The sequence below is a fragment of the Actinocorallia sp. B10E7 genome (assembly GCF_039871655.1).
Lineage (GTDB): Bacteria > Actinomycetota > Actinomycetes > Streptosporangiales > Streptosporangiaceae > Actinocorallia.
On the sequence record NZ_JBDPLZ010000001.1, the window covers coordinates 111869 to 134091 of the forward strand.

Consider the following 22223-nt stretch of genomic DNA (forward strand, 5'->3'; position numbering starts at 1 on the left):
GGGCGGATCAGTTCGGCAGCCAGGCTTCGCGTAGGTACGTCTCTCCGCGTTTCACCAGTTTGCGGTTCTTGGCGGCGAGGTCGCGGGTCTCTCCGGGGTCCTTCTTCAGGTTGTAGAGCTCGTAGGTCCAGTCTTGGCCGGGCTGCGTGTAATCCTCGGTGGGGCCGAACCCGATGACCTTCCAGTCGCCGAAGCGGACGGCCGCGGCGACCTTCTTGCCCTTGCCGCGGTCTTCCTTGAGGTGGCGGGGGGTGGACCCGACGTGCAGTCGCAGCCAGTACAGGTAGCGGTGGGCGGGCGCGTCGCCGCGGCCTTCCAGGACCCGCCGCAGGGACAGGCCGTCGAGACCGTCCGGGACGGGTGCGTCGGCGAAGTCGGCGAGGGTGGAGGGGATGTCGTACTGGATGGCGGGGTGGCCGGTGGTCTTTCCCGCGGTGCGGGTGAGCAGCTTGGGCGACCAGGCGATGAAGGGGACGCGGATGCCGCCTTCGTAGAGGTTGCGCTTGTAGCCGCGGTAGCGTCCGTTGCCGTTGAAGAAGTCGGGGTTGACGCCCTTCTCCTCGTGCGGGCCGTTGTCGCTGGTGAACAGGACGATCGTGTTGTCGATCAGCTTGAGCGCCTTGAGCCGGTCGAGCAGGATCCCGACGTAGCGGTCGAGCCTGCTGATCTGGGCGGCGTGGACCTTGTTCGGATACTTCCAGGACTGGGAGGCGTAGGCGCCCAGCTTCGGCACGACGGACGGCGCGTGCGCCAGGTTCGGGGCGACGATCAGCAGGAACGGGTCCTTCTTGGCCTTGCCGAGGAACTTCACGGCTTCGTCCATGATCAGGTCGGGCCCGAAGAGGCCGCCGCTGTCGCCGTTGTTCCCCGGCAGCTCGACCTTCTGCTGGTCCTTCCACAGATGGGGCGGGTAGTAGCTGTGAGCCGAGTGGTGGGTGAGGTAGCCGTAGAAGTCGTCGAACCCGTTGTCGTTGGGGTGGTCCGGGCTGATCTGGTCACGGCCGAACCCCCATTTGCCGAACAGCCCGGTGCGGTAGCCGCGCTGCTGGAGGATGGTTCCGACGGTCGGGAGCCCGTTGAGCGGGAGGTCACCGCCCGGTGGCGGGTTGCGGCGGACGGGGCTGTGGCCGGCGTGCAGACCCGTCAGCAGGGACGCCCGGGCGGGGGCGCAGACGGGCGCCGCCGAGTAGCCGTCGGTGAACCGCAGGCCCTGGCGGGCCATCCGGTCGAGGTTCGGGGTCTTCATCTTGCGCTGGCCGTAGGAGCCCAGTTCGCCGATCCCGACGTCGTCGGCGACGATCACCACGAAGTTCGGCCGGTCTCCCCGCGCGCGGCCCTGTCGCTTCTCGACCGCCTTGGCCGTGCTGGAGACCGGGCCGGCCCCCGAGGGCCAGGCCGCGAGGGCCGCGGCCGTGGCCGTGAGCCCGCCGAGCCCACGCAGGAAACGACGCCGTCCGGTGGCCGCCTCAGCCATGTCCCACCTCCTCGTCCCGGAGGTGCCGACGGAGGATGAGAAGCGGGCTGGACACGCGAACTCCGATGATCGTCTGGGGAGATGGCGCCGGTCATCGTATGAGAGTTCACGATCTTTACCGGCGGCAACCGAATATCGATGCCTTTATGAGACAAAGAACGACATCTAACGTCCGGTGTGCGCCCGCCGTTTCCCGGAGCCTTCTCAGCGCAGGCGGGCGGTGATCCAGGTGAAGGGCTGCACGGCTCCGGCGGGAGTGCGGTGCTCGTGGGCGCGGGTTCCGGTCACCGTGAGGGCGTCTCCGAACACGCCGGTCAACTCGGCGGCCAGCGCCTGGGGCGTGTAGCGGACGACCGGGAGTCCGGAGCAGTGGGTGGGCCCGTCGGCCGCGAAGGTCCCCAGCACGATCACGCCGTCGGCGGGCAGCGCGGCGCGCAGCACGTCCAGGTAGACGGCGCGGTCCGCGGGGTCGGTGAGGAAGTGGAAGACCGCCCGGTCGTGCCATACCCGCCAGGCGCGCTCGGGCCGCCATCGCAGCAGGTCCGCGTGGACCCAGGCGATCGCGTCCGCGGCCCGGCCCAGGGCGTCGACGGCGGCCTGCCGCGAGACGCGCAGCGCCGCCGCGGACACGTCCAGCACCGTGACGTCGGTGAACCCCTCCCGGACCAGGTGGGTCGCCAGCGGACCGGCGCCGCCGCCGACGTCGATCACCGAGCACCGGCGGCCGCAGTCCATCTGCTCGGTCTGCTCGCGGATCAGGTCCGCCGACGGCTGCGGGACCTCCTGGAACCAGCTGACCTGGTCGGCGCCTCGATCGCGGTAGACGCCCTCCCAGTGCCCCTCGGCCGTTCGCTGGTCCATGCGCTCTCCTCGGTGTGCGTGATCCGGCCGCCCGGATCCCTCATTATGACATTCCAAAGAGTATTAGAGGATTGGTGCGCGGACGGCCCGGCCCGGGACCGTGGGTCCAGAGCCGGGCGGCCCCGGTCGTCAGTGACCGGCGACGAGGCCTGGGGAACCCGCGAGTTCCGCGGACGTCCCGGCGGCGCAGGTTCCACCCCCGGTGTCCGTGGCGGGTGGTTCAGCCGCCCAGGTAAGCCGTCGCCTTGAGTTCCACCAGGGCTCCGGGTATCGCGCCCGCGCCCAGCTGGGAGACGCCGACCGCGGTCCAGGCCGGATAGGGCTCACTCATGTGGCGTTCCTTGGCCTCGGAGAAGGCGGCGAAGTCCCCCTCCAGATCGATGTGGAAGGTCACCACGTCCACGATGTGCGACAGGTCGGCGCCGGCCGCGGAGAGCACATGGCGCAGGTTCCGGAATATCGCGTCGAACTGCTCGGCGGGGTCGGCCAGGGCCTGTCCGTCCGGGCCCGTGCCCAGCACGCCCGAGCAGAAGACGAAGTCCCCGGCCCGGAAGGCGGGCGCGATGTGCCAGCCGTCGTACATCTCCTGCATCCCGTCCGGGATGACGGGTCCTTGCTCATCTCGCATGTTCTCGTCCTTTTCTCGGGTCAGGCCATCATGGAGGCGAGCCACCCCGAGGTGGTCCAGCCGGGCTCGGTCCACCGCGCCTTGAACACCTCGTGCGGGACGGTGTCCTTCCACCGTCCGTTGACGGCCAGCTCCGCGGCCAGCCGTCCGATCTCGTCGGCGGCCATGGCGCCGCGCTCCCCCTCGACCGCGACGACGATCCTCCTGCCGTCTTCGCCGCCTTCGTCCGCCCAGTCGATGTAGGGGCGTTCGGTCGGGGTGGCGCAGACGATCCCGGGCCAGGTCCGCGCGGCGCCGAACTCCCGGCCGGGCAGCAGTTCGCGCAGGACCTCGTAGGCCTCGTCGATGTCCTCCTTGCGGCCGCCGGTGCGGACGAAGGCGGCGATCTCCTCGTGGGAGTCGAGCGGGGTGTTCAGCAGGCTCCCGCCGGCCACCTTCACGTACCACTTGCCGTCGGAGTAAGGCCGCGGGGCCATCACGACGCCGCCGAAGGGGACCTCCTCGCCGCGGCGCTTGAGGTACATCATGGTGGGCATCTGGACCGCGTCCGGGTCCGTCACCTCGACCAGGACGGCGGTCGCCCCGAAGGTGGGCGTCAGCAGCGGGCGGGGCAGCAGGCCCGTGGCGTTGCTGGAGGCGCCGGTGGCCAGGACCACCCGTCCGGCCCGCCACGACGCCCCCGAGCGGGTGGTCACCCGGACGCCGTCGTCCTCCTTCTCGACGCCGGCGACCTCGTCGCGCACCAGCACCGCTCCCGCCTCGGTGGCGGCGGCCAGCTCGGCCCGCACCAGGGCGCGCGGGTTGAGGATGAAGGCGTCGCGCTGGACCAGGGCCACGTGTCCCGGCTCCAGAGTGAGGGACGGGTACTCGCGGCACAGGTCGTCCTCGTCCAGCTCGTCCACCTCGATCCCCAGGTCGCGGGCGTTCTGGGACAGCGCTTCACGGTCGAACCAGTTGCCGCCCCGGCTGTCGGCCCCGGTGTCCCGGGGCATGACCGCCAGCGAGTGGGTCGGGGTGGTGAAGGTGATGCCGGTGCGCTCGCGCAGCGCCTCGAACCGGCCGATCGAGCGCATCGTGAGCAGGCAGGTCATGAGGGGGACCTCCAGCACGTGCGCGAGCCGGCCCTCGTCGTAGTGCCCCGCCCAGACTCCCTGATGGTCCTCGAATCCGGCCGGCTCCTCGGGCCCGACGATCAGGGTCGCGTGCCCGGCGTCGGCGAGGTGCCGGGCCGCGGACGAGCCGATCGGACCGGCTCCCACCACGATGACGTCGTACTGGTCCCGCATGAGGGCTCCTCTCCTCGGTGGACGATGCATGGCCGTACGGAGACGGCCGTCACATCGATGTCGTGCAGGATCCTCTCACCTCAGACCCGCAAAGTAGACATCATGTGACGTTAAGAATCCGTTTCATCGTTCCGAGGCCCGGACCGAACGCCGCCCCGGCCCTAAACTGGCGGGGCGGCGGGAGCCACCGGCCCCGCGGTCCGGATCCTGCGCAGACACGGGAGGGCGAGAGGTGGGCACGCCGAGGCCGGAGGACCCCCCCTCCCCGGACGACCGGTCCGCCGCCCGCGTCCGCACCAGAAGCGGCGGCCGCAGCGAACGGGTGCGCCGCGCCGTGGGCGAGGCGGTCCTGGCGTTCCTGGCGGAGGGGAAGATCACCTTCACCACGGTCGAGGTCGCCGAACGGGCGGGGGTCAGCCGCCGCACCATCTACCGCTGGTGGCCGACCCACGACGACCTCCTCATCGAGGCCCTCTCCCTCCACGTCCGCCGGGTCGAGCCCCCCGACACCGGCTCCTGGGAGTCCGACGTGCGCGCCTTCGCGCACCTGGTGGCCTCGTTCGCCGCCGACCCCGTCGACCTGGCGATGTCGGGCATCATGGCCGGGCGCCGCCATCCGGACTTCAACGCCCTGGTCGTCGACCAGTACCGGCCCGTCCTCGGCGCCTGGCGGCAGATGGTCGCCCGTGCCGTGGCCCGCGGCGAGGCCAACGACACCCACGCCCCGGGAACGGTCGTGACGATGCTGGTGTCCCCCCTGTTCCTGGGCCCCCTGATGCTGGGCCGCCGCCCCAGCGACACCGAGATCGACAGGATGGTCGACCTCGTCCTCGCCGCGACCCGCCCCTGACGGAGCGGCGGGTATGGCCAGGAGACCGCGGCCGGGATAGTTTTCCCGGGAAACGGTGTTCTTCTGTGGGAGACGAGGTTTCCGTGGTCTCATCGGTGATGGCGGGGCTCGGGGTGTGCATGCTGGTCCTGGCGGGCATCGCGGCGCGGCAGCGGAAGGCCGCGGGCGGCGTGGCGGTGCTGGTCGCGGTGATCTGCCTGGGGCTGGCCTATGACAACTTCGTCATCGCGGCGGGGAATCCGATGGGGTTCGGCGAGACGCTGGAAGCACTGAGCGCGCCGCGGTTCTGGATGCACGCGCTGCTCACCCCCCTACTGATCATCGCGGGCGGGGTCCTCGCGGGACGTCTGGGCGTCGGGTGGGCGGCCACCCGGGCCGCCGCCGTCGCCGGCTGGGCGCTGGTCCTGGCCCTGATGGGGCTGGGCGCCGTCGAAGACATCGTGAGGCTGAGCCTGGCTCCGGAGAAGTACGCGGACGTCCTGCGCTACACCAACGAGAGCACCGAAGGCCCCCCGATCCCGGCCGTCGTCACGATCCTCGTCCTGCTCGCCCTCGGGGTGATGATCTGGCGGTCCGCGGGCAGCCCCTGGCTGTGCCTGGGCTCGATCACGATGTTCGCGGCGGCGGCCGCCGGAGTCGCGCACCCGTGGATGGGGAACGTGGGCGAACTGGCGCTCCAGGCGTCGATCGTGGCGACGCTGTCGGCGGCGACCCGGGCCGGTTCCCCTTCCACCCGCAGGGGCGCGGCCCCGACCGAAACGCCGACTCGGAGCGGGGCAGAGGAAGCCGACTAGCCGGGCGCCGTCCCGGGATCGGCGGGGATCCGGGAGGCGATCTGCTCGCGGGCGTGCGGGCACTCGGCGAAGGGAAGCGGGCAGTCCAGGGCATGCTCGATGAGGTCCTTGGCGGCCTGGGCCTGGGCGATGCGCCGTTCGAGGACGGCGATGTGCTCCTTGAGCAGCTCCGCGTGGTCCATCGGGTCGGGCGTCGAGAGCACTTGGCTCAGCGCCCGCAGCCCCAGGCCCGCCTCCTTGCCCATCAGGATCATCGCCACCCGCCCCAGGTCCTCCGGTCCGTAGCGGCGGTGGCCGCCGTCATGCCTCTCCGGAGCCAGCAGGCCGATGCTCTCCCAGTGGCGCAGGACGTGCGTGGGCAGCCCGAACCGTCCGGCGAGCTCCCCGATCGTCATGCTTGACTTCATGTGCACATTAACCTCGATCGTTGCCGCATGAGCAACCGGACATCTCTGGCCGTCACCCGCGTGGCCAATTCGTGCGTCCTCCTGGAGTTCGGCGAACACACCGTCCTCACCGACCCGTTCTTCACCGAACGGTGGCATCTGCACCGCGGCGAGCCGCTCGGCATGACCGTCGCCGAACTCCCCCGGCTGACCGCCTTGGTCGCCAGCCACGCCTACCCCAACCATTGGGATCTCCGAGCACTTCGGGAGTACCCGCACAAATCAGCTACGCCCGTCTACGTGAGCACCACCCGCATGGCCCGGCAGGCCCGTTCCCTGGGATTCACACGGGTACGGCATCTGGAGTGGGGCCGAAGCGACCGGCCGGCGCTCGAGCTGGCGGTACGGGCGGTACCCGCCGGAGGAAGGTCGTGGTGGCGCCGGAACGCCTATCTGCTCGACGGGGAGGGCGTGCGGGTCTTCTTCGGCGGCGAGATCGGCGACGTGGCGTTCCTGGAGCGCCACCGCGAGGCCCATCCGGCCGTCGACGTGGCGCTGCTGCCCGTCAACGGCCTGCGCGCGCCCCTCGGCCCGCCCGTGGTCATGGGGCCGGAGCAGGCCGTGCGCGGCGCCGGGGTGCTCGGAGCGCGCGTCCTGATCCCGATCCACGACGCACATGACGACAAGGACCTCCCCGCCCGCCTGGTCCGCCGCCACGGCTCCGGAGAGGAGGCCGCCGCGATCTCGGCCTCCACGCCGGGAGCCCCCGAGACGGTCCTCCTCCCGACAGGGCGGCGCTGGACGTACCGGGAGGCCGTCCGATGAGTCTCCTGGACCGGGTCCTGCTGCCCGGCACGGTGACCGAGACCGAACTCCTCACTCCCCGGATGCGCCGCGTGCGGATCGCCGGAGAGGCGCTGCGGAGTCTCGACTGGATTCCCGGTCAGCACGTCCGCCTGCGAGTCGGAGACCTGCGGTCGCCGCAGACCTGGCTGAGCGGCTTCCAGGACGTGCTCCGCACCTACGTCTGGAACCACCTCGTCCGCGAGCTCGGCTGGCCGCGCACCGCGATCCGGGTCAAACCCTTCTGGGCCCCCGGCAAACGGGGGATGGACTGACGGCACCGGTTCAGAGCGGGGTCAGTCCTCCCGGAGTTCGGGGGAGCGGTGGTAGGACGTGATGCCCGCGGCGTCCCAGCGGAGGGTGTGGGCGCGCAGCCGGGGAAGGTAGGAGGCCCAGTCCCTGGCGGCCGGGGACCAGGCGACCTCGGCCAGGCCGGGGAGGCGGGGGTAGAGCATGTGGTCGAGGTCGTCGGGGGTCGTGAGGGTCTCGGTCCACAGGGGTGCCTCGATCCCGACGACGCGGGCGCCGGGGACGAGGGCCTCGGGGTCCCAGTCGTAGCTCTGTCGGACGCCCAGGGTCCCCGCCCAGGTGAGGCCGAGAGGGGTGGAGTCGTCGTACTTCATGTCCAGGTAGGCGTGGTCCGCGGGGGACATGATGAGCGGAAGGCCGCGAGAGGCGGCGTCCGCCAGGGCCGGTGCGACGGGCTCGCGGGCGGGGCGCCAGTACTGCAGGTGGGTGCCTTCGGGGAGGCCGGGGACGGCCGCGGCCTCCTGCCAGGCGACGACGGTCTTGCCCCGGCCGGCGGCCAGCGGGATCGTGCGGGTCATGAAGGCCGCGTAGTCCTCGGCGCTGGTCTGGTGGGCCTCGTCACCGCCCAGGTGCAGGTAGGGGCCGGGGGCGAGGGGGGCCACCTCCGCGAAGACCGCGTCCAGGAAGTCGTAGGTGGTGGATTTGTGGACGGCCAGCTGGCTGAAGCCCACCTTCATGCCGCGGTAGAGCCCGGTGTCGGCGCCGTCGGGGGCCAGGTGGGGGTAGCTCGCCATGGCGGCCTGCGTGTGGCCGGGGAGGTCGATCTCGGGGACGACCGTCATATGGCGGGCGGCCGCGTAGGCGACGATCTCGGCGAAGTCGGCCTGGGTGAAGTGCCCTCCCGGCCCCTCGCCCACCTGGGAGGTGGCGCCGTGTTCGGTGAGGCGGGGATGGGATTCGATCCGCAGGCGCCAGCCCTGGTCGTCCGTCAGGTGCAGGTGGAGGATGTTGAACTTGTAGGGGACCGCGCGGTCGATGAAACGTTTGACCGCCTCCACGTCGAAGAAGTGGCGGGCGACGTCGAGCATCACTCCCCGCCAGCGGAAACGCGGCGCGTCGGTGATGGAGACGCACGGGATCGGCCAGGGGCCGGGGCACGGGCGCGGGGATTCGATCCGCGCGGGCAGGAGCTGGCGCAGGGTCTGCACGCCCCGGAAGAGCCCTTCCTCGGTGTGGGCTCGGAGCCGTACGCCCTCGGTGTCGACGTCCAGCCGGTAGCCTTCCCGGCCCAGTTCCTCCGGCCCGTCCAGGGACAGCCGAAGCGCTCCTTCCGAGGCGGCCGGCAGCGCGTAGCCGGTGGCACGCCGCAGCAGCGCCGTCAGGAACCCGGTGGCGTGGCACTCCGGGGCGTGCACGGCGGTCCGGGGAGTGAGCTCGAAAGCGCCGTCGTGCACGACCAGGGTGTGCGGAGCCGGAATCAGCGAAGGGTTCACGACACCCATAATAGACAGGTTTATTAACAGTTAAAAGGGGCTCAGGGCCGGGACCTCTCCTCCCCCGCCTTCTGCACCATCTCGAGCATCGAAGGCGTCACCTTCGACGGCGTCTGCGCGGGGACCGGCGGATTCCTGGACAGCGCCACCACCATCCCCAGCGACAGGGCCGCGACCGTCGCCATCAGCGCGATGGCGCCCCAGGGCCGGGCGGAACGGGCCGGCACAGCATCCGGCGCCGGCGCCGGCGGGGACGCGGGAGAGGGCTCTTCCGGCTCGCGTCCGACCAGGCGCATCATCAGCTCCGGGGCCGTGGGCCGCTCCTCCGGCGCCTTGCTCAACGCGGCGCGGATGAGCTCGCGGAGCACCCCCTCCTCCAGCCCTTCGAGGTCGGGTTCGTCCTGCACGACCCGGCGCGCCACGTCCAGCGCCTGCCCCGCGCCGAAGGCCGGGCGCCCGGTGCCCGCGTAGGCCATGAGCAGCCCCCACGCGAAGACGTCCGCGGCGGGGGTGGCGCTCCCTCCCACCAGCACCTCGGGCGCCATCCAGCCCGGGGTGCCCAGCACGGTCCCCGTCGTCGTCCAGGAGGTGCTGGCGTCCAGCGCACGCGCGATGCCGAAGTCGATGACCCGCGGCCCCGAGAGGGTCAGGACCACGTTGGACGGCTTGAGGTCCCGGTGGACCAGCCCCGCCTCGTGGATGGCGGCCAGCGCCGTGGCCACTCCCAGCGCCACCCCGTGCAGGTCCGAGACGGGCAGGGACCCGCTCTCGTGCACCCGCCGCGCCAGGGGGACCCCGCCGATGTACTCACTGACCATGTACGGCAGCCCCGACGGGTGGAGCTCCCGGTCCTCGCCGTGCCCGATGATCTGCGCCGTGCAGAACGAGGCGACCCGTCCGGCCAGCGCCACCTCGTCGGCGAAGCGCGCGCGGAAGACCTTGTCCTCGGCCAGCCGGGGATGGATGATCTTCACCGCCACCCGTCTCCCGTCGGCCTCCTCCGCGAGGTAGACGGTGCCCATCCCGCCCGAGCCGATACGGCCCAGCAGTTGAAGGCCGCCCACCGTCCGGGGGTCCTGCGTCGTCAGCGGATGTATGCCACCCGGCAGCGTCTCCCGCACCTGCACCTGTTCCGTCGACCGAGATCGTCCGAGGTCCAGGGTGCCCCATCTGTCCGTCGCGGGAGGCGCATGCAACCGAATCGTCATCCCGATGTGGCCATCCGGTACACGGCCGGGGCACCCCGCGAATTGGAGCGTACGAAACAAACACGTCACGGGGACGTAGCCTTCCGTGCGATCTCGTTCCTTAGTCTTGAGACATCTCCGCTAAGCGGGGTCGCGCGGAACCCGGACCGCCGATCGTCGTCGGCTCCTCCTCGACGGACGACGACCGGTGTCAGGGGATCGCGCGGCGGACCGGCGGCCCGTGTGCAAGAGCCCCAGGGGTGGGAGGTCCTAGCACACGGGCCCCGGCTAAACGTAGAAGGCCCGGACCTCGCGAGGTCCGGGCCTTCTACGTCGTTCACTTCACGTAGACCTGCCAGCCGATCGGCACCAGGCCGAACATCTTCATGTCCGTGCCGAAGGGCAGCCGGGCGCAGCCGTGCGAGTCCGGGTAGAGCGGGACGTTCGCCGAACCGTGCAGCGCGTACCCCCGGTAGAAGTAGATCGGGTTGTACAGCGTGCCCAGCCTGGCCACCCGGACGCCCTTGATCTTCCGGTAGACGCGGAAGTTTCCGCGCGGCGTACGGGAGACCGCCCCGTCCTCGTACCGGCCGCTCCCGGTGGAGGTGTGGCTGATCAGGGCGATCTTGTTCTTCTTGTACACGACGACGAGCTGCCGTCCGATCAGGAGCTCGACCCGGTTGGACTCCCGCAGCCTCTTGGGCGTGACGGGTTTCGGCGTCTGCGGGTCCTTCAGCGCCGCCCAGGTCTTCTTGCCGACGAGGCCCGAGGTCTTCGTCTCGAGTCTGTTCACCTTCTGGAACGCCCAGACCGCTGCCCGGGTCGTCGAGCCGTAGTTCCCGTCGGCCTTGCCCGGGTCATAGCTCAGTTCCTTCAGCCGCAGCTGCAGCCGCTTGACCGCGGCTCCCTTGCTGCCCACCTTCAGATTCGGCTCGGCCGCCGCCCGCGCGCCCGCCGGCACCGCGGCCGGCGCCGCGGAAGCCCCTTCCGCCAGCGGCACCAGGACGAGCGAACCGGCGAGCAGCACCGCCCCCAGCGTGACTTTCTTCACTTATGCACCCCAAGGATGATCGATCCGATCTGAGAAACACGACCATATCGCGGCGAAGAGTGTCAACAGCGGAGTCCGTCCTGTGATTTGACAACTCTCCGTTACCGCTCGGATATATTGCTTTTGACCGTGATTAAGCGACCATAGAAGTATGTTCGGCAACAACATCTACCAGAGCGACAATTCGGCCTTGGTAGGCAACTCCCCCCAACAGGTCCACGAACGGCTGTGGATGGAGGGCAGGGAGAGACGGTGGAAGACCCGGGCACGCAACGCGGTCATCATCACGGCCCTGGCCTGGTGGCTCGTCAACCCCGTCATCGCCGTCGTCGCCGGACTCGCCTACATCGCCACCGACCTGCTCGTCGAGGCCCAGAAGCGGCTGACCACCCGGGTGTGGCGGCGGGGAGAGAGCGGAGCCTCGCACACCGCGCGCATCCTGAAGGTGCTGGAACTACGGGGTTACAGCGTGCTGCACCGACGCGTCGTCCCCGGTTACGGCCCCTTCCCCCATCTCGTGGTCGGCGACGGCCGGGTCTGGCTGGTGGAGAACCAGGTGTACTCCCCCGAGGACACACTGCTCTCCGTGAAAGGACGGCTGTTCGTCGGCAAGGCGTCCCACGCCCACGTCGTGGCCAAGCTCGAGAAGCTCGCGCAGAGCGTCTCCGAGGCGCTCTCGGGCGACCTCGGGGTTCCGGTCAAGGCGTCCATCATCGTCGCGGTGCACGGCGGCAAGCCGAAGGACACCCGGATGACCGCGGGCGGCGTCGTGCTGATGCGGCCTTGGCGCATCCCCTCCTGGATCCACCGCCGCTCGGCCGGGAAGTCCGGCGCGGTGAGCGTCCAGGAGCTCAGCTCCCGCGTGCTGCACCTGTACGGCCCCAGCCTCCAGGGCCTGCGCGGCGAACTGGACTGACGCGAAAAGGGACCGCCCGGAACTTCCGGACGGCCCCTTCGAACAGCTCCGTCAGCCCGCGGCGGCGTCCTTCGCCCGGGCGCGCAGCGCCCGCGCCACCCCGTCACGGCCCTCCGACAACAGCCGGACGAGCGCGGACGGCGGCTTCTCCGTCTCGATGTAGGCGTCGGTGCGCTCGATCGTCGCCTGCGAGATGTTGAGGAACGGGTAGGCGACCTCGGCGAACGTCTGCGACATGTCGCTGCTCCACTCGCGCCAGACCCGGCCCACCTCGGCGAAGAACTCCTCGGTGTAGGGCTCCAGCAGCTCGGCCTGGTCGGGCTCCACGAACCCGCCCAGCGTGGCGCGGAAGACGGCGTTCGGCAGGTCCCCGCCGATGACGCGGTCCCACGCCGCTCGCTTGGCCTCGGGCGTCGGGATCGCGGCCCGGCACGCGGCGGCGTGGCGCTCGCCCGCGGCCGTGACGTCCCGCCGGTGCTCGGCCTCGATCTCGGCCTCGCCCGCCCTGCCCCGCACGACCAGCCGGCGCAGCAGCGTCCAGCGCAGGTCGGTGTCGACCTTCAGGCCCTCCAGCACGACCGAGCCGTCGAGCAGGCCCTTGACGTAGTCGAGGTGCTCGTCGGAGATCGCCGAGGAGGTGAAGGCCTGGACGTAGTTGAGCTGGAAGTCCGAGCCGGGCTCCGCGGCCCGCGCCAGGTCGTACAGCGCGTCGGCCAGCAGGGACAGGCCGGTGTCCCGCCAGGCCGGGTCGGCGTACTGGCTGACGGCCGTGCGGACCTGGCGCAGCAGCGTCTGGGCGACCGAGATGTCGGTGACGCCGCCGATGCCCGACAGCAGCAGCTTCACATAGTCGCGGGTGGCCATCTCCGCGTCGCGGCACATGTCCCACGCGGCCGACCAGCACAGCGCCCGCGGCAGGCTCCCCTTGATCTCGCCGATCGAGGAGACGAGCGTGCGCAGCGAGTGCTCGTCCAGCCGGATCTTGGCGTAGGTGAGGTCGTCGTCGTTGACCAGCACGAGGTCGGGACGGCGCTCGCCGACGAGCTCCGGCACCTCGGTACGGGCGCCGACGACGTCCAGCTCGACGCGCTTGCGGCGCACCAGGCCCTCGTCCGTCCGGTCGTACAGGCCGATCGCGACACGGTGCGAACGCAGCGTCGGGTACTCGGCCACGGCCTCCTGCAGCACCTCGAACCGCGAGAACGCGCCGGACTCGTCCAGCTCGTAGGACGGCCGCAGCGTGTTGACCTGCGAGGTCTCCAGCCACTCCTTGGACCAGGAGGTCAGCTCCCGGCCGGAGGTCTCCTCCAGCGCGTCCAGCAGGTCCGCCAGGACGGTGTTGCCCCACGCGTGCCGCTGGAAGTAGCGGCGCACGCCCTCGAGGAAGTTCTCCAGCCCGACGTAGGCGACGAGCTGCTTGAGGACGGACGCGCCCTTGGCGTAGGTGATGCCGTCGAAGTTGACCTCCACCGCGCGGATGTCGGGGATGTCGGCGGCGATCGGGTGGGTGGAGGGCAGCTGGTCCTGCCGGTACGCCCAGGCCTTCTCCAGGTTGGCGAACGTCGTCCAGGCGTTCTTCCAGCGGGTGGCGTCGGCCTGGCACAGCACCGACATGTAGGTGGCGAACGACTCGTTCAGCCACAGGTCGTCCCACCAGCGCATGGTGACGAGGTCGCCGAACCACATGTGCGCCATCTCGTGCAGGATCGTCTCCGCACGGCGCTCATAGGCGGCGTCCGTCACGCGCGAGCGGAAGACGTAGTCCTCCAGGAACGTCACGCAGCCCGCGTTCTCCATCGCGCCGGCGTTGAACTCCGGCACGAACAGCTGGTCGTACTTGCCGAAGGGATACTTGACGTCGAAGACGCGCTCGAAGTACTCGAAGCCCTGCTTGGTGACCTCGAAGATGGCGTCGGCGTCCAGGAACTCCGCCAGGGACGCCCGGCAGTAGATGCCCAGCGGGATGCGCCCGTCGTCGTAGGAGTCGCGCACCACGTGGTACGGGCCCGCGACGAGCGCGGTGATGTAGGTGGACATCTTCTCCGTCACCGGGAAGCGCCACACCCCGCCCTCCTGCTCCGGAGCGGTGTTGGAGACGACCTGCCATCCCTGGGGCGCCGTCACGGTGAACGTGTAGACGGCCTTCAGGTCGGGCTGGTCGAAGCACGCGAACATGCGGTGCGCGTCGGCCGTCTCGAACTGCGTGTAGAGGTAGACGCTCCCGTCGACCGGGTCGACCATCCGGTGCAGGCCTTCGCCCGTACGCGAGTAGAGGATCTCCGCCTTGACGACCAGCTCGTTGGACTCGGCCAGGGAGGGCAGCGGGAGCCTGCCCTTCTCGGCGTCGTAGGTGGAGGGGTCGAGCGGGGTCCCGTTCAGCACGGCCTCCGTGACGACCGCGTCGTGCAGGTCGATGAAGGTGGTCGCACCGGCCTCGGCGCCGACGAACCGTACCGTCGTGACCGAGCCGAAGCGCTCGGTACCGGTGGAGACCGCGCCCTCGCCGTTACCGGCGGTGATGTCCAGCTCCACCTCATACGACTCGACGGTCAGCAGCCGGGCCCTTTCCCGCGCTTCGTCGCGCGTGAGGTTGCCTGCCACGTGCCCTCCCGAAATCCGTCCGATAGCTCTCTGGATCTTTTCATGTCTACCCGGCCCGCGGGAATTCGCCGCTCGTTCCCCGGGTTGTCCGCAGAGGAAACAGCCTGAGGTGAGGAGAGTTTGGCTTGTCCGAAAACGAGAGAGTCCCGGTCGACTTCTGGTTTGACCCGATGTGTCCCTGGGCTTGGATCACCTCCCGGTGGATCCACGAGGTCGCCGCGCTGCGGCCGATCGAACCCCGCTGGCACGTGATGTCCCTCGCCGTGCTCAACGAGGGCCGCGAGGTGCCCGCCCAGTACGCCGAGGCCATGGAGAAGGCCTGGGGCCCGGTACGGGTGGCGATCGCCGCCGAGCAGAAGTACGGGCCGCAGATCCTCGGCACCCTCTACACCGAGCTCGGCGTGCGCATCCACGAGCAGGGGCGCGGCGTGAGCGACGAGGTGGTCGTCGAGGCGCTGGAGGCCTCCGGCCTCGACCCGGCCCTGATCGACGCGGCCCGCGGCGAGGAGTACGACGAGGCGCTGCGCGCCTCCCACAAGGTGGGCATCGACAAGGTCGGCCAGGACGTCGGCACCCCGGTCATCGAGGTCGAGGGCGTCGCCTTCTTCGGCCCGGTGGTCACCCCGACCCCCCGGGGCGAGGACGCCGTCCGGCTCTGGGACGGCGTGCGTCTGGTCGCCGGCACGCCCGGTTTCTTTGAGCTCAAGCGCTCTCGCGACGTTTCGCCCAGTTTCGAGTAGTAACGCCACGGGTACCGTCGGGTCCGTGAGCCAGCAGACGCGGATCACCCCGGGGATGGCGATGCGGGTCCGGGACGTCTCCCGTCCCCGTGACGACCAGGCTTCCGCCGACGCCGGAGCACCCGGAACGGACGGGGAGAGCGGCACCCCGCAGAACGCGGAGACGCAGACGCCGCCGACCTCCCGCAAGGGAGAACGGCGGCGTCTTCGCAGGCTTCGCAAGAACGGCGGTCAGGGTTAGGGCAGCGGGGGCAGCTTCCCGTCGGTCTCGTACTCGCTGATCATGTCGATCCGGCGGGTGTGCCGGGACTCGCCGGAGTACGGGGTGGCCAGGAACAGCTCCACGAACCGGGTGGCCTCCTCCAGCGAGTGCTGGCGCGCCCCGAGGCTGATCACGTTGGCGTCGTTGTGCTCGCGGGCCAGGGTCGAGGTGGACTCGCTCCACACCAGCGCGGCACGCACGCCCTTGACCTTGTTGGCGGCGATCGCCTCGCCGTTGCCCGAACCGCCCAGCACGATGCCCAGGGAGCCGGGCTCGGCCGCGGTGGCCTCGGCCGCACGCAGCACGAACGGCGGGTAGTCGTCGAGGGCGTCGTAGACCGACGGGCCGCAGTCGACGGGCTCATGGCCGTTGGCCTTCAACCACCCGACCAGGTGTTCCTTCAACTCGTAGCCGGCGTGGTCGGATCCCAGGAAAACTCGCATGGCCTCTAGTCTCCCAGGTCAGGCGGGAAACGCGAACCCGGGGTCGATCTGCGCCTCCAGGTCCTCGCCCACGGCCCGGTTGGCCCAGCTCCGGGCGTTCTTCCGGTGGAACTCCACGGCTTGGCGCAGGTACTTCGGCCAGTCCTTGACCTGTTCGTCGACGGTCTTGCGCAGCACGTCCAGGGCGGCGACCCCGGCCTCCTCCAGACGCGCGCCGGGCCGCCCCTGCTCGACGGCCCGCACCGCCGGGGAGTGGCCGAACCAGGTGAGCAGGTCCTCCCCCACGTGCTCGCGCAGGTAGGCGACGTCCTGCTCGTCGTGGACCTTGTTGCCGACGACCTTGATCGTCACGTCGTAGTCGCGGGCGTACTCGGTGTACTGCCGGTAGACGCTCACGCCCTTGCGGGTGGGCTCGGCCACCAGGAACATCACGTCGAACCGGGTGAACAACCCGGAGGCGAAGGTGTCGGCCCCGGCGGTCATGTCGACCACGACGTACTCGCCCTGCCCGTCGACCAGGTGGTTGAGGTACAGCTCCACCGCGCCGGTCTTGGAGTGGTAGCACGCCACGCCCAGGTCGTCGTCGGTGAACGGGCCGGTGGCCAGGAGCTTGAGGGAGGGCTCGAGGGAGAGCGCGAACTCGACGTGGAACGGGTCGGGACCGTTCAGGCGCAGCAGCCGGGAGCCCTCGCCGGGCGGGGTCGTCTTGACCATCGCCGAGGCCGAGGAGATCCGGGGGTTGCCGCCGCGCAGGTACTCCTTGAGCTCCGGCAGGTGGTCGCCGAGGGCGGGGACCACCGCGCCCTCGGCCAGGCCGAGCGCGACGCCCAGATGCTGGTTGATGTCGGCGTCCACCGCCACGACGGGCAGCCCCACCCCGGCCAGATGGCGGATGAACAGCGACGAGAGCGTCGTCTTCCCGCTGCCGCCCTTGCCCACGAACGCGACCTTCACAGTGCCCCCCGGAGAGTGCGATCCAGTGATACAAGAATGAAAACCGTTGTCATGGCCAGTCTTGCGAATCACCCGCGGTGGCGCAACCGGAACGCGCCGTCACACCCGGAGATCCATCGGATCAGGGGTGCCGCATCAGGAGTGCTGCGGGACGACGAACCCGTAGGGGAGCTCCAGCCGGTGCGCCGCCATGAGCTCCTCGTCGGACAGCAACTCGCGGGTGGGCCCGTCCGCGGCGATCACCCCCTCGGAGAGGATGAGCGCGCGGGGGCACAGCTGCGCGGCGTACGGCAGGTCGTGGGTGACCATCAGCACCGTGACGTCCAGGGACAGCAGGATCTCGGCGAGCTCCCTGCGGGAGGCGGGATCCAGGTTGGAGGACGGCTCGTCCAGCACCAGGATCTCCGGCTCCATCGCCAGGACCGTCGCCACCGCCACCCGGCGGCGCTGCCCGAAGCTCAGATGCTGGGGCGCCCTGTCCGCCACATGCGCCATGCCGACCCGCTCCAGCGCAGCGACGACCCTGCGCTCCAGTTCGGCTCCGCGCACGCCGAGATTGGCCGGCCCGAACGCCACGTCCTCCCGGACGGTCGGCATGAACAGCTGGTCGTCCGGGTCCTGGAAGACCAGGCCGACACGGCGGCGGATCTCCTTGAGCGCCTTCTTGTCCCCCGGGTCGACCTTCAGCCCGCCGACACGCACCGTCCCGGCGCCTCCGTGCAGGATGCCGTTCAGGTGAAGAACGAAGGTCGTCTTGCCGGCCCCGTTGGGCCCCAGCAAGGCCACCCTCTCACCCTTGCCGATCATGACGTTCACGCCGAACAACGCCTGGGTTCCGTCCGGATAGGCGTAGGCCAGCCCGCTGACCTCTAGAGAAGCATCCACTGTGCCATCCAAGCAGCCAGCGAGACCACTGCCGCGGCCCCGGGCAGAGTCGCGCTGGCGGCCCACTGCCCGCCGGAGGCCGCCACCCTCTGCAGAACGGGCATCCGCCCCTCGTAACCGCGGCTCAGCATCGCCAGGTGGACCCGCTCGCCCCGCTCGAAACAGCGCAGGAACAGCGCGCCGAGGGAGCGCGCCAGGATCCGGACATCACGCAGGTCACGCGCCTCGAAGCCGCGTGCCGCACGGGCCACCTTCATCCGGCGCATCTCCTCGACCACCACGTCGCCGTAACGGAACATGAAAGTGGCGATCTGGGTGAGCAGCTGCGGGACGCGCAGCCGTTCGACGCCCAGCAGCAGCACCCTGGGCTCGGTGGTGGTGGCCAGCAGGATCGAGGCGATGACGCCGAGGGTGCCCTTGGCGAGGATGTTCCAGGCCCCCCACAGGCCGTTCTGGCTCACCTCCAGGCCCAGCACCTCCACCCGGGGCCCGGTCGCCAGGAACGGCAGCAGGAAGGCGAACGCCACGAACGGCACTTCGATCAGCACCCGTTTGGCGACGTGCCCCGGCGACACCCGGGCGTAGGCGGTCACTCCCGCGAGCAGCAGGGCGTAGGCCGCGAAAGCCCATATCTGCTCGCGCGGAGTGGCGACCACGGCCAGCACGAAGCCGAGCGCGGCGAGGATCTTGCAGTGCGGAGGCAGCCGGTGCACCGGGGAGTCCCCCGGCCGGTACAGCGTGTGGGAGTGGCCCGCGCCCATCTCAGGAGTGCGTCTTCGGCTTGCTCTGGGAGCCCTCCCGGGAGCCCGGCCTGCTCCGCAGGCCCCAGAAGAGCCCCGTGCCCACGACGAGCACCACGCCCACGCCGATGACCCCGGACAGTCCCACGGAGGCCCGCTCGTCCTCCACGCCCTTCACGCCGTAGTCGGCCAGCGGGGAGTCGCCCAGCGGGTGCTCCTCCTCCTTGGCGTTGATGCCCTTGTCCCCGGCGACCCTTTCCAGTCCGTCGGGGCTGGAGCTGGCGTAGTAGCTGACGATCCCGGCCAGAACGGCGGCGACGAGCACGCCGAGGGCCAGCAGACGCTTCATGCTCATCAGGCCGCGGCCTCCTCGGTCTTCTGCGGTTCGACCGTCAGCCGGAGCGGCCGGGCCAGGCCCCGGGCCCCGTAGACCAGGTCGGGCCGGACGGCCAGCACGCTGGAGACCGTCAGCCCGGTGATCAGCGCCTCGCCCACGCCGATGAGGACGTGCACGCCCAGCATGGCCGGGATGACCGTGGACAGCGGGACCTCGGTGGTGCCGCCGACGGCGTAGAAGGCGACGAAGGCCATGGCGGAGGCGGGAACCGAGACCAGCGCGGCCGTGAAGGCCGCCGCCGTCACACTCGGACGGGTGCGGGGGAGCACCTTCACCAGGAGCTTGAACACCCCGTACCCGACGAGGGCGGTGACGATCGCCATGACCGTGATGTTGACGCCGAGGGCGGTGAGCCCCCCGTCGGCGAAGATCAGCGCCTGCGCGATGAGGACCACCGAGACCACCAGGATCCCGGTGAACGGCCCGACCAGTACGGCGGCCAGCGCCCCGCCCAGCAGGTGGCCGCTGGTGCCGCCCGCGACGGGGAAGTTGAGCATCTGCGCGGCGAAGACGAACGCCGCGGTGAGTCCCGCCAGCGGGGCGGTCAGATCGTCCAGTTCACGGCGCGCGCCGCGCAGCGAGACGGCGATCCCGGCCGCGGCGATCGCACCCGCGGTCACCGACACCGGCGCGTCGATGAACCCGTCGGGAACATGCACGGTGAATCCTCCCTGCTAGGAGCCCTTTGTTCTAGTTTGGAACCCGCCAAGAGTAATTGCAAGCTATTCGCAATAGCAACGGCCGGGCGGTGGCATCGAGGTAAGGGTGCGGTGGATTACCGCACTCCAAGCGATTCGCTCGGTACAGTGGCGGGCAACATGCTTCAGCGCCTGGTTCACCTGTTCCCGCCGAAGGTACGTGCCCAGCTGAGGCGCGTGCCCTTCCTGGTGCTCCTCTACCGCTGGCTGCAGCGCGGGCGCATCCGCGAGCGGTACCTGTTCGCCACCCTCTCCCTCGCCGCGGTCCTCATGTGCCTGGGAACGCTCCTGGTCTCCCAGCGCTGGTTCCCGCCCAGCGCCCTGGTGCTCATCGTCCTGGCCGGCGGCCTCGTGCTGCGGGTGCGCGCCTTCAGCGCGCTGCTCGTCGTGGTCGCGGTCGTGCTGAGCATCGACTCCTTCGCGCTGGACCGCAGCTTCTCCCCCGGCATCGTCATCACCCTCGCGCTGACCACCCTGCTCGGCCTGTCGCTGTCGCGCACCCGCCAGCAACTGGGCGTCCAGGGCCTGCGCGGCGAGTCGATGCTGCTGGAACTGCGCGACCGGCTGAACCGGCAGGGCCAGATCCCGACGCTGCCGCGCGGCTGGGACAGCAAGGTGGAACTGGCCCAGGCCCGCGGATCCTCCTTCGGCGGCGACTTCGTGGTCTCCTGCCGGCACCGCTCGGCCGACGACGAACGCGACCTCCTGGAGGTCGCGCTGGTGGACGTCTCGGGCAAGGGCATCGAGGCCGGCACCAGGGCCCTGATGCTGTCCGGGGCGTTCGGCGGCCTGCTCGGCTCCGTCCGTCCCGAGACGTTCCTCTCGGCCTGCAACACCTATCTGCACCGGCAGCGCTGGGACGAGGGATTCGTCACCGCCGTCCATGTGGTCCTCGACCTGGGGACCGGGGAGTACACCATCGAGTCCGCCGGGCATCCCCCCGCCGTCAAGTTCGCCTCCGCCAGCGGCACCTGGCAGGTCGGCACGGCCAAGGGCGTGGTGCTGGGCGTGGTGCCCGACCTCAAGTGCGAACCGGAGACCGGCCGCCTCGGACCCGGCGACGCGCTCATGCTCTACACCGACGGCCTGGTCGAGGCCCCCGGCCGGGACCTGGACGCGGGCATCGACGCCCTTCTGGGCGAGGCCGAACGGCTGGTGCCCCACGGGTTCCGCCAGGGCGCGCGGGAGATCGTCCAGACGCTCTCGGACGCGCACGATGACGACTGCGCCCTGGTCCTGCTCTGGCGCCAGTGAGCCGGGAAGTGAAATCTACCTACCGGTAAATGTTGTCAAACCGACAGGACCGGCAAGAAAACTATCAACCGGACACCCCTAGGCGACCGTCGGCGAATCTGGTTACTCTGCGCGCAGAGGATCATGTACGCGGGTCCCCTGACCACGAAACGTCCGTTTCTCGTAGAGGTGTTGAGTTATGGCCATGACCGACCGTGGCGAGACCGGCGGCGGCCGAGGGCAGCCCCCAGGCAAACCGGACGGAAGGCTCGAGTTCCGCGAACTACTCGCCCGTCCCGACGTGCGCAGATGGATCCTGCGGGTGGCCTTCGCCTCCGTCATCGGCATGCTGTTCGCGATCGCCTTCGACCTCCGCGTCGGCCTGACCGCCGCGGTGGTCGCGGTGATCGTCGACACCGTCCGCAAGGCCAGGGCGAGCGACGGCGGTCACCCCGCGTCACCGGCCGAGCGCAAGACCGCCAAGCAGCTGAACGGGCTGGCCAAGAAGGGCTGGCACATCCTGCACGCCCGGGCCATCCCCCGCGACGACGACGGCGTCAGCGACGGGCAGATCGACCACTTGGTGATCGGCCCGACCGGGGTGTTCGCGATCGACTCCGAGTCCTGGGACAAGCGGCTGCCCGTGCGCACCCTGTCGCACATGCGGCTGTTCCACGGCCCGTTCGAGAAGAAGGACAGGCTGGACGAGGCGCGCTGGGAGGCCAACCAGGCCAGCCGGCTGCTCAGCCTGGCGCTGGGCCAGGAGATCCCGGTGCAGCCTTCGGTGGCGATCTACGGGCCGTCCGTGCCCTGGCGGGTCATGACCGTGCGCAACGTGGACGTCTACTCGGGCGGTAAGGCCCGGACGTACCTGAGCAAGCGCCCGAAGGTCCTGACGGACGAGGAGGTCGCCAGGATCGCCGCAGCCGCCGCCAAGGTCCTGCCGTCCAAGTTCGACTGACCCGGCGGTCCGGGCGCCCGTCGCCTGTCGGCCTGGGGGGCGACCCCCAGACCCCCGAAAGGGAACAGGCGATCCTCGCTCCGCTGCGGTCACGATCACCTGTCGATCTGGGGGGCGACCCCCAGACCCCCGAAAGGGAACAGGCGATCCTCGCTTCGCTGCGGTCACCTGTTCCCCGGCACCCCGCCAAAGCAGCCGGGGTGCCGTCGTTCGGTAGGCTGAGGGCACCGATTTCTTCGTGCCGCCCCCTACCCGGGGCCACCCACCTTCATGATCCACGGTTGGGAGAGT

At 70.4% G+C, this 22223-nt stretch carries 24 protein-coding genes; 9 read left to right on the top strand and 15 right to left on the bottom strand.

Going from position 1 to position 22223, the window contains the following annotated elements:
* Nucleotides 1–7: 7 nt before the first annotated feature.
* The 4 genes from ABGB12_RS00505 to ABGB12_RS00520 form a co-directional block, all read right to left on the bottom strand.
* Nucleotides 8–1474 (bottom strand): arylsulfatase, encoded by a 1467-nt coding sequence (locus ABGB12_RS00505; RefSeq protein ID WP_347673540.1) that lies wholly within the window; start codon nucleotides 1472–1474, stop codon nucleotides 8–10.
* 204 nt (nucleotides 1475–1678) lie between these two features.
* Complete coding sequence (locus ABGB12_RS00510) at nucleotides 1679–2335, bottom strand: class I SAM-dependent methyltransferase (RefSeq protein ID WP_347673542.1); 657 nt, start codon at nucleotides 2333–2335, stop codon at nucleotides 1679–1681.
* Between the two features lie 220 nt (nucleotides 2336–2555).
* Nucleotides 2556–2963 (bottom strand): RidA family protein, encoded by a 408-nt coding sequence (locus tag ABGB12_RS00515; RefSeq protein ID WP_347673544.1) that lies wholly within the window; start codon nucleotides 2961–2963, stop codon nucleotides 2556–2558.
* A gap of 20 nt (nucleotides 2964–2983) precedes the next feature.
* Entirely contained in the window at nucleotides 2984–4249 is a 1266-nt protein-coding gene (locus ABGB12_RS00520; RefSeq protein ID WP_347673546.1) for an FAD-dependent oxidoreductase, read from the bottom strand.
* A 232-nt stretch (nucleotides 4250–4481) separates the two neighbouring features.
* On the opposite strand from ABGB12_RS00520, the gene ABGB12_RS00525 reads away from it, so the two are divergent.
* Both ABGB12_RS00525 and ABGB12_RS00530 read left to right on the top strand, forming a co-directional pair.
* A complete protein-coding gene (locus ABGB12_RS00525) occupies nucleotides 4482–5099 on the top strand; it encodes a TetR/AcrR family transcriptional regulator (protein ID WP_347673548.1) in 618 nt (205 codons plus the stop codon).
* Between the two features lie 83 nt (nucleotides 5100–5182).
* Entirely contained in the window at nucleotides 5183–5893 is a 711-nt protein-coding gene (locus ABGB12_RS00530; RefSeq protein WP_347673550.1) for a hypothetical protein, read from the top strand.
* Here ABGB12_RS00530 and ABGB12_RS00535 read toward each other — a convergent pair.
* On the bottom strand, nucleotides 5890–6288 hold the full coding sequence (locus ABGB12_RS00535; protein ID WP_347673552.1) for a MerR family transcriptional regulator: 399 nt from the start codon (nucleotides 6286–6288) through the stop codon (nucleotides 5890–5892). The two genes, ABGB12_RS00530 and ABGB12_RS00535, sit on opposite strands and share 4 nt — an antisense overlap.
* A 39-nt stretch (nucleotides 6289–6327) precedes the next feature.
* Here ABGB12_RS00535 and ABGB12_RS00540 point away from each other — a divergent pair, with 39 nt between their 5' ends.
* Nucleotides 6328–7104 carry an MBL fold metallo-hydrolase gene (locus ABGB12_RS00540; RefSeq protein WP_347673554.1) on the top strand — a complete coding sequence of 259 codons (777 nt, stop codon included), beginning with the start codon at nucleotides 6328–6330 and terminating at the stop codon, nucleotides 7102–7104.
* Entirely contained in the window at nucleotides 7101–7397 is a 297-nt protein-coding gene (locus ABGB12_RS00545) for a hypothetical protein (protein ID WP_347673556.1), read from the top strand. Before ABGB12_RS00540 ends, ABGB12_RS00545 begins: the two co-directional genes overlap by 4 nt.
* A 21-nt stretch (nucleotides 7398–7418) precedes the next feature.
* Here ABGB12_RS00545 and ABGB12_RS00550 read toward each other — a convergent pair whose 3' ends face one another.
* The 3 genes from ABGB12_RS00550 to ABGB12_RS00560 form a co-directional block, all read right to left on the bottom strand.
* On the bottom strand, nucleotides 7419–8864 hold the full coding sequence (locus ABGB12_RS00550; protein WP_347673558.1) for a beta-N-acetylhexosaminidase: 1446 nt from the start codon (nucleotides 8862–8864) through the stop codon (nucleotides 7419–7421).
* Nucleotides 8865–8905: 41 nt separating this feature from the next.
* A complete protein-coding gene (locus ABGB12_RS00555) occupies nucleotides 8906–9928 on the bottom strand; it encodes a serine/threonine-protein kinase (protein ID WP_347673560.1) in 1023 nt (340 codons plus the stop codon).
* 460 nt (nucleotides 9929–10388) lie between these two features.
* Nucleotides 10389–11102, bottom strand: coding sequence for a L,D-transpeptidase family protein (locus ABGB12_RS00560; RefSeq protein WP_347673561.1), 714 nt, complete (start codon nucleotides 11100–11102; stop codon nucleotides 10389–10391).
* Nucleotides 11103–11253: 151 nt separating this feature from the next.
* Here ABGB12_RS00560 and ABGB12_RS00565 point away from each other — a divergent pair, with 151 nt between their 5' ends.
* Nucleotides 11254–12018, top strand: a complete 765-nt coding sequence (locus ABGB12_RS00565; RefSeq protein WP_347673562.1) for a hypothetical protein — start codon at nucleotides 11254–11256, stop codon at nucleotides 12016–12018.
* 51 nt (nucleotides 12019–12069) lie between these two features.
* On the opposite strand, the gene pepN is transcribed toward ABGB12_RS00565, so the two are convergent.
* Nucleotides 12070–14619 (bottom strand): aminopeptidase N, encoded by a 2550-nt coding sequence (gene pepN / locus ABGB12_RS00570; RefSeq protein WP_347673564.1) that lies wholly within the window; start codon nucleotides 14617–14619, stop codon nucleotides 12070–12072.
* A 125-nt stretch (nucleotides 14620–14744) separates the two neighbouring features.
* Between pepN and ABGB12_RS00575 the strand changes: the two genes are divergently transcribed.
* Together ABGB12_RS00575 and ABGB12_RS00580 are read left to right on the top strand one after the other, a co-directional pair.
* A complete protein-coding gene (locus ABGB12_RS00575) occupies nucleotides 14745–15359 on the top strand; it encodes a DsbA family protein (RefSeq protein WP_347673566.1) in 615 nt (204 codons plus the stop codon).
* Between the two features lie 25 nt (nucleotides 15360–15384).
* Nucleotides 15385–15600: a hypothetical protein gene (locus ABGB12_RS00580; RefSeq protein ID WP_347673568.1), complete on the top strand. Its 216-nt coding sequence runs from the start codon at nucleotides 15385–15387 to the stop codon at nucleotides 15598–15600.
* On the opposite strand, the gene ABGB12_RS00585 is transcribed toward ABGB12_RS00580, so the two are convergent.
* The 6 genes from ABGB12_RS00585 to ABGB12_RS00610 all read right to left on the bottom strand — a co-directional run bounded on the left by ABGB12_RS00585 (nucleotide 15597) and on the right by ABGB12_RS00610 (nucleotide 19699).
* Nucleotides 15597–16064, bottom strand: a complete 468-nt coding sequence (locus ABGB12_RS00585; RefSeq protein WP_347673569.1) for a ribose-5-phosphate isomerase — start codon at nucleotides 16062–16064, stop codon at nucleotides 15597–15599. The genes ABGB12_RS00580 and ABGB12_RS00585 overlap by 4 nt on opposite strands.
* A gap of 18 nt (nucleotides 16065–16082) precedes the next feature.
* On the bottom strand, nucleotides 16083–17018 hold the full coding sequence (locus ABGB12_RS00590) for an ATP-binding protein (protein ID WP_347673570.1): 936 nt from the start codon (nucleotides 17016–17018) through the stop codon (nucleotides 16083–16085).
* A gap of 135 nt (nucleotides 17019–17153) precedes the next feature.
* A complete protein-coding gene (locus ABGB12_RS00595) occupies nucleotides 17154–17903 on the bottom strand; it encodes an ATP-binding cassette domain-containing protein (protein ID WP_347673572.1) in 750 nt (249 codons plus the stop codon).
* A complete protein-coding gene (gene cbiQ, locus ABGB12_RS00600) occupies nucleotides 17888–18664 on the bottom strand; it encodes a cobalt ECF transporter T component CbiQ (RefSeq protein ID WP_347673573.1) in 777 nt (258 codons plus the stop codon). Before cbiQ ends, ABGB12_RS00595 begins: the two co-directional genes overlap by 16 nt.
* A gap of 1 nt (nucleotide 18665) precedes the next feature.
* Nucleotides 18666–18998: a PDGLE domain-containing protein gene (locus ABGB12_RS00605; protein WP_347673574.1), complete on the bottom strand. Its 333-nt coding sequence runs from the start codon at nucleotides 18996–18998 to the stop codon at nucleotides 18666–18668.
* Nucleotides 18998–19699 carry an energy-coupling factor ABC transporter permease gene (locus tag ABGB12_RS00610; protein ID WP_347673575.1) on the bottom strand — a complete coding sequence of 234 codons (702 nt, stop codon included), beginning with the start codon at nucleotides 19697–19699 and terminating at the stop codon, nucleotides 18998–19000. Before ABGB12_RS00610 ends, ABGB12_RS00605 begins: the two co-directional genes overlap by 1 nt.
* Nucleotides 19700–19858: 159 nt before the next feature.
* Between ABGB12_RS00610 and ABGB12_RS00615 the strand changes: the two genes are divergently transcribed.
* Together ABGB12_RS00615 and ABGB12_RS00620 are read left to right on the top strand one after the other, a co-directional pair.
* Nucleotides 19859–20992 carry a PP2C family protein-serine/threonine phosphatase gene (locus tag ABGB12_RS00615; protein WP_347673576.1) on the top strand — a complete coding sequence of 378 codons (1134 nt, stop codon included), beginning with the start codon at nucleotides 19859–19861 and terminating at the stop codon, nucleotides 20990–20992.
* Between the two features lie 184 nt (nucleotides 20993–21176).
* On the top strand, nucleotides 21177–21932 hold the full coding sequence (locus ABGB12_RS00620) for a nuclease-related domain-containing protein (RefSeq protein WP_347673577.1): 756 nt from the start codon (nucleotides 21177–21179) through the stop codon (nucleotides 21930–21932).
* Nucleotides 21933–22223 lie beyond the last annotated feature (291 nt).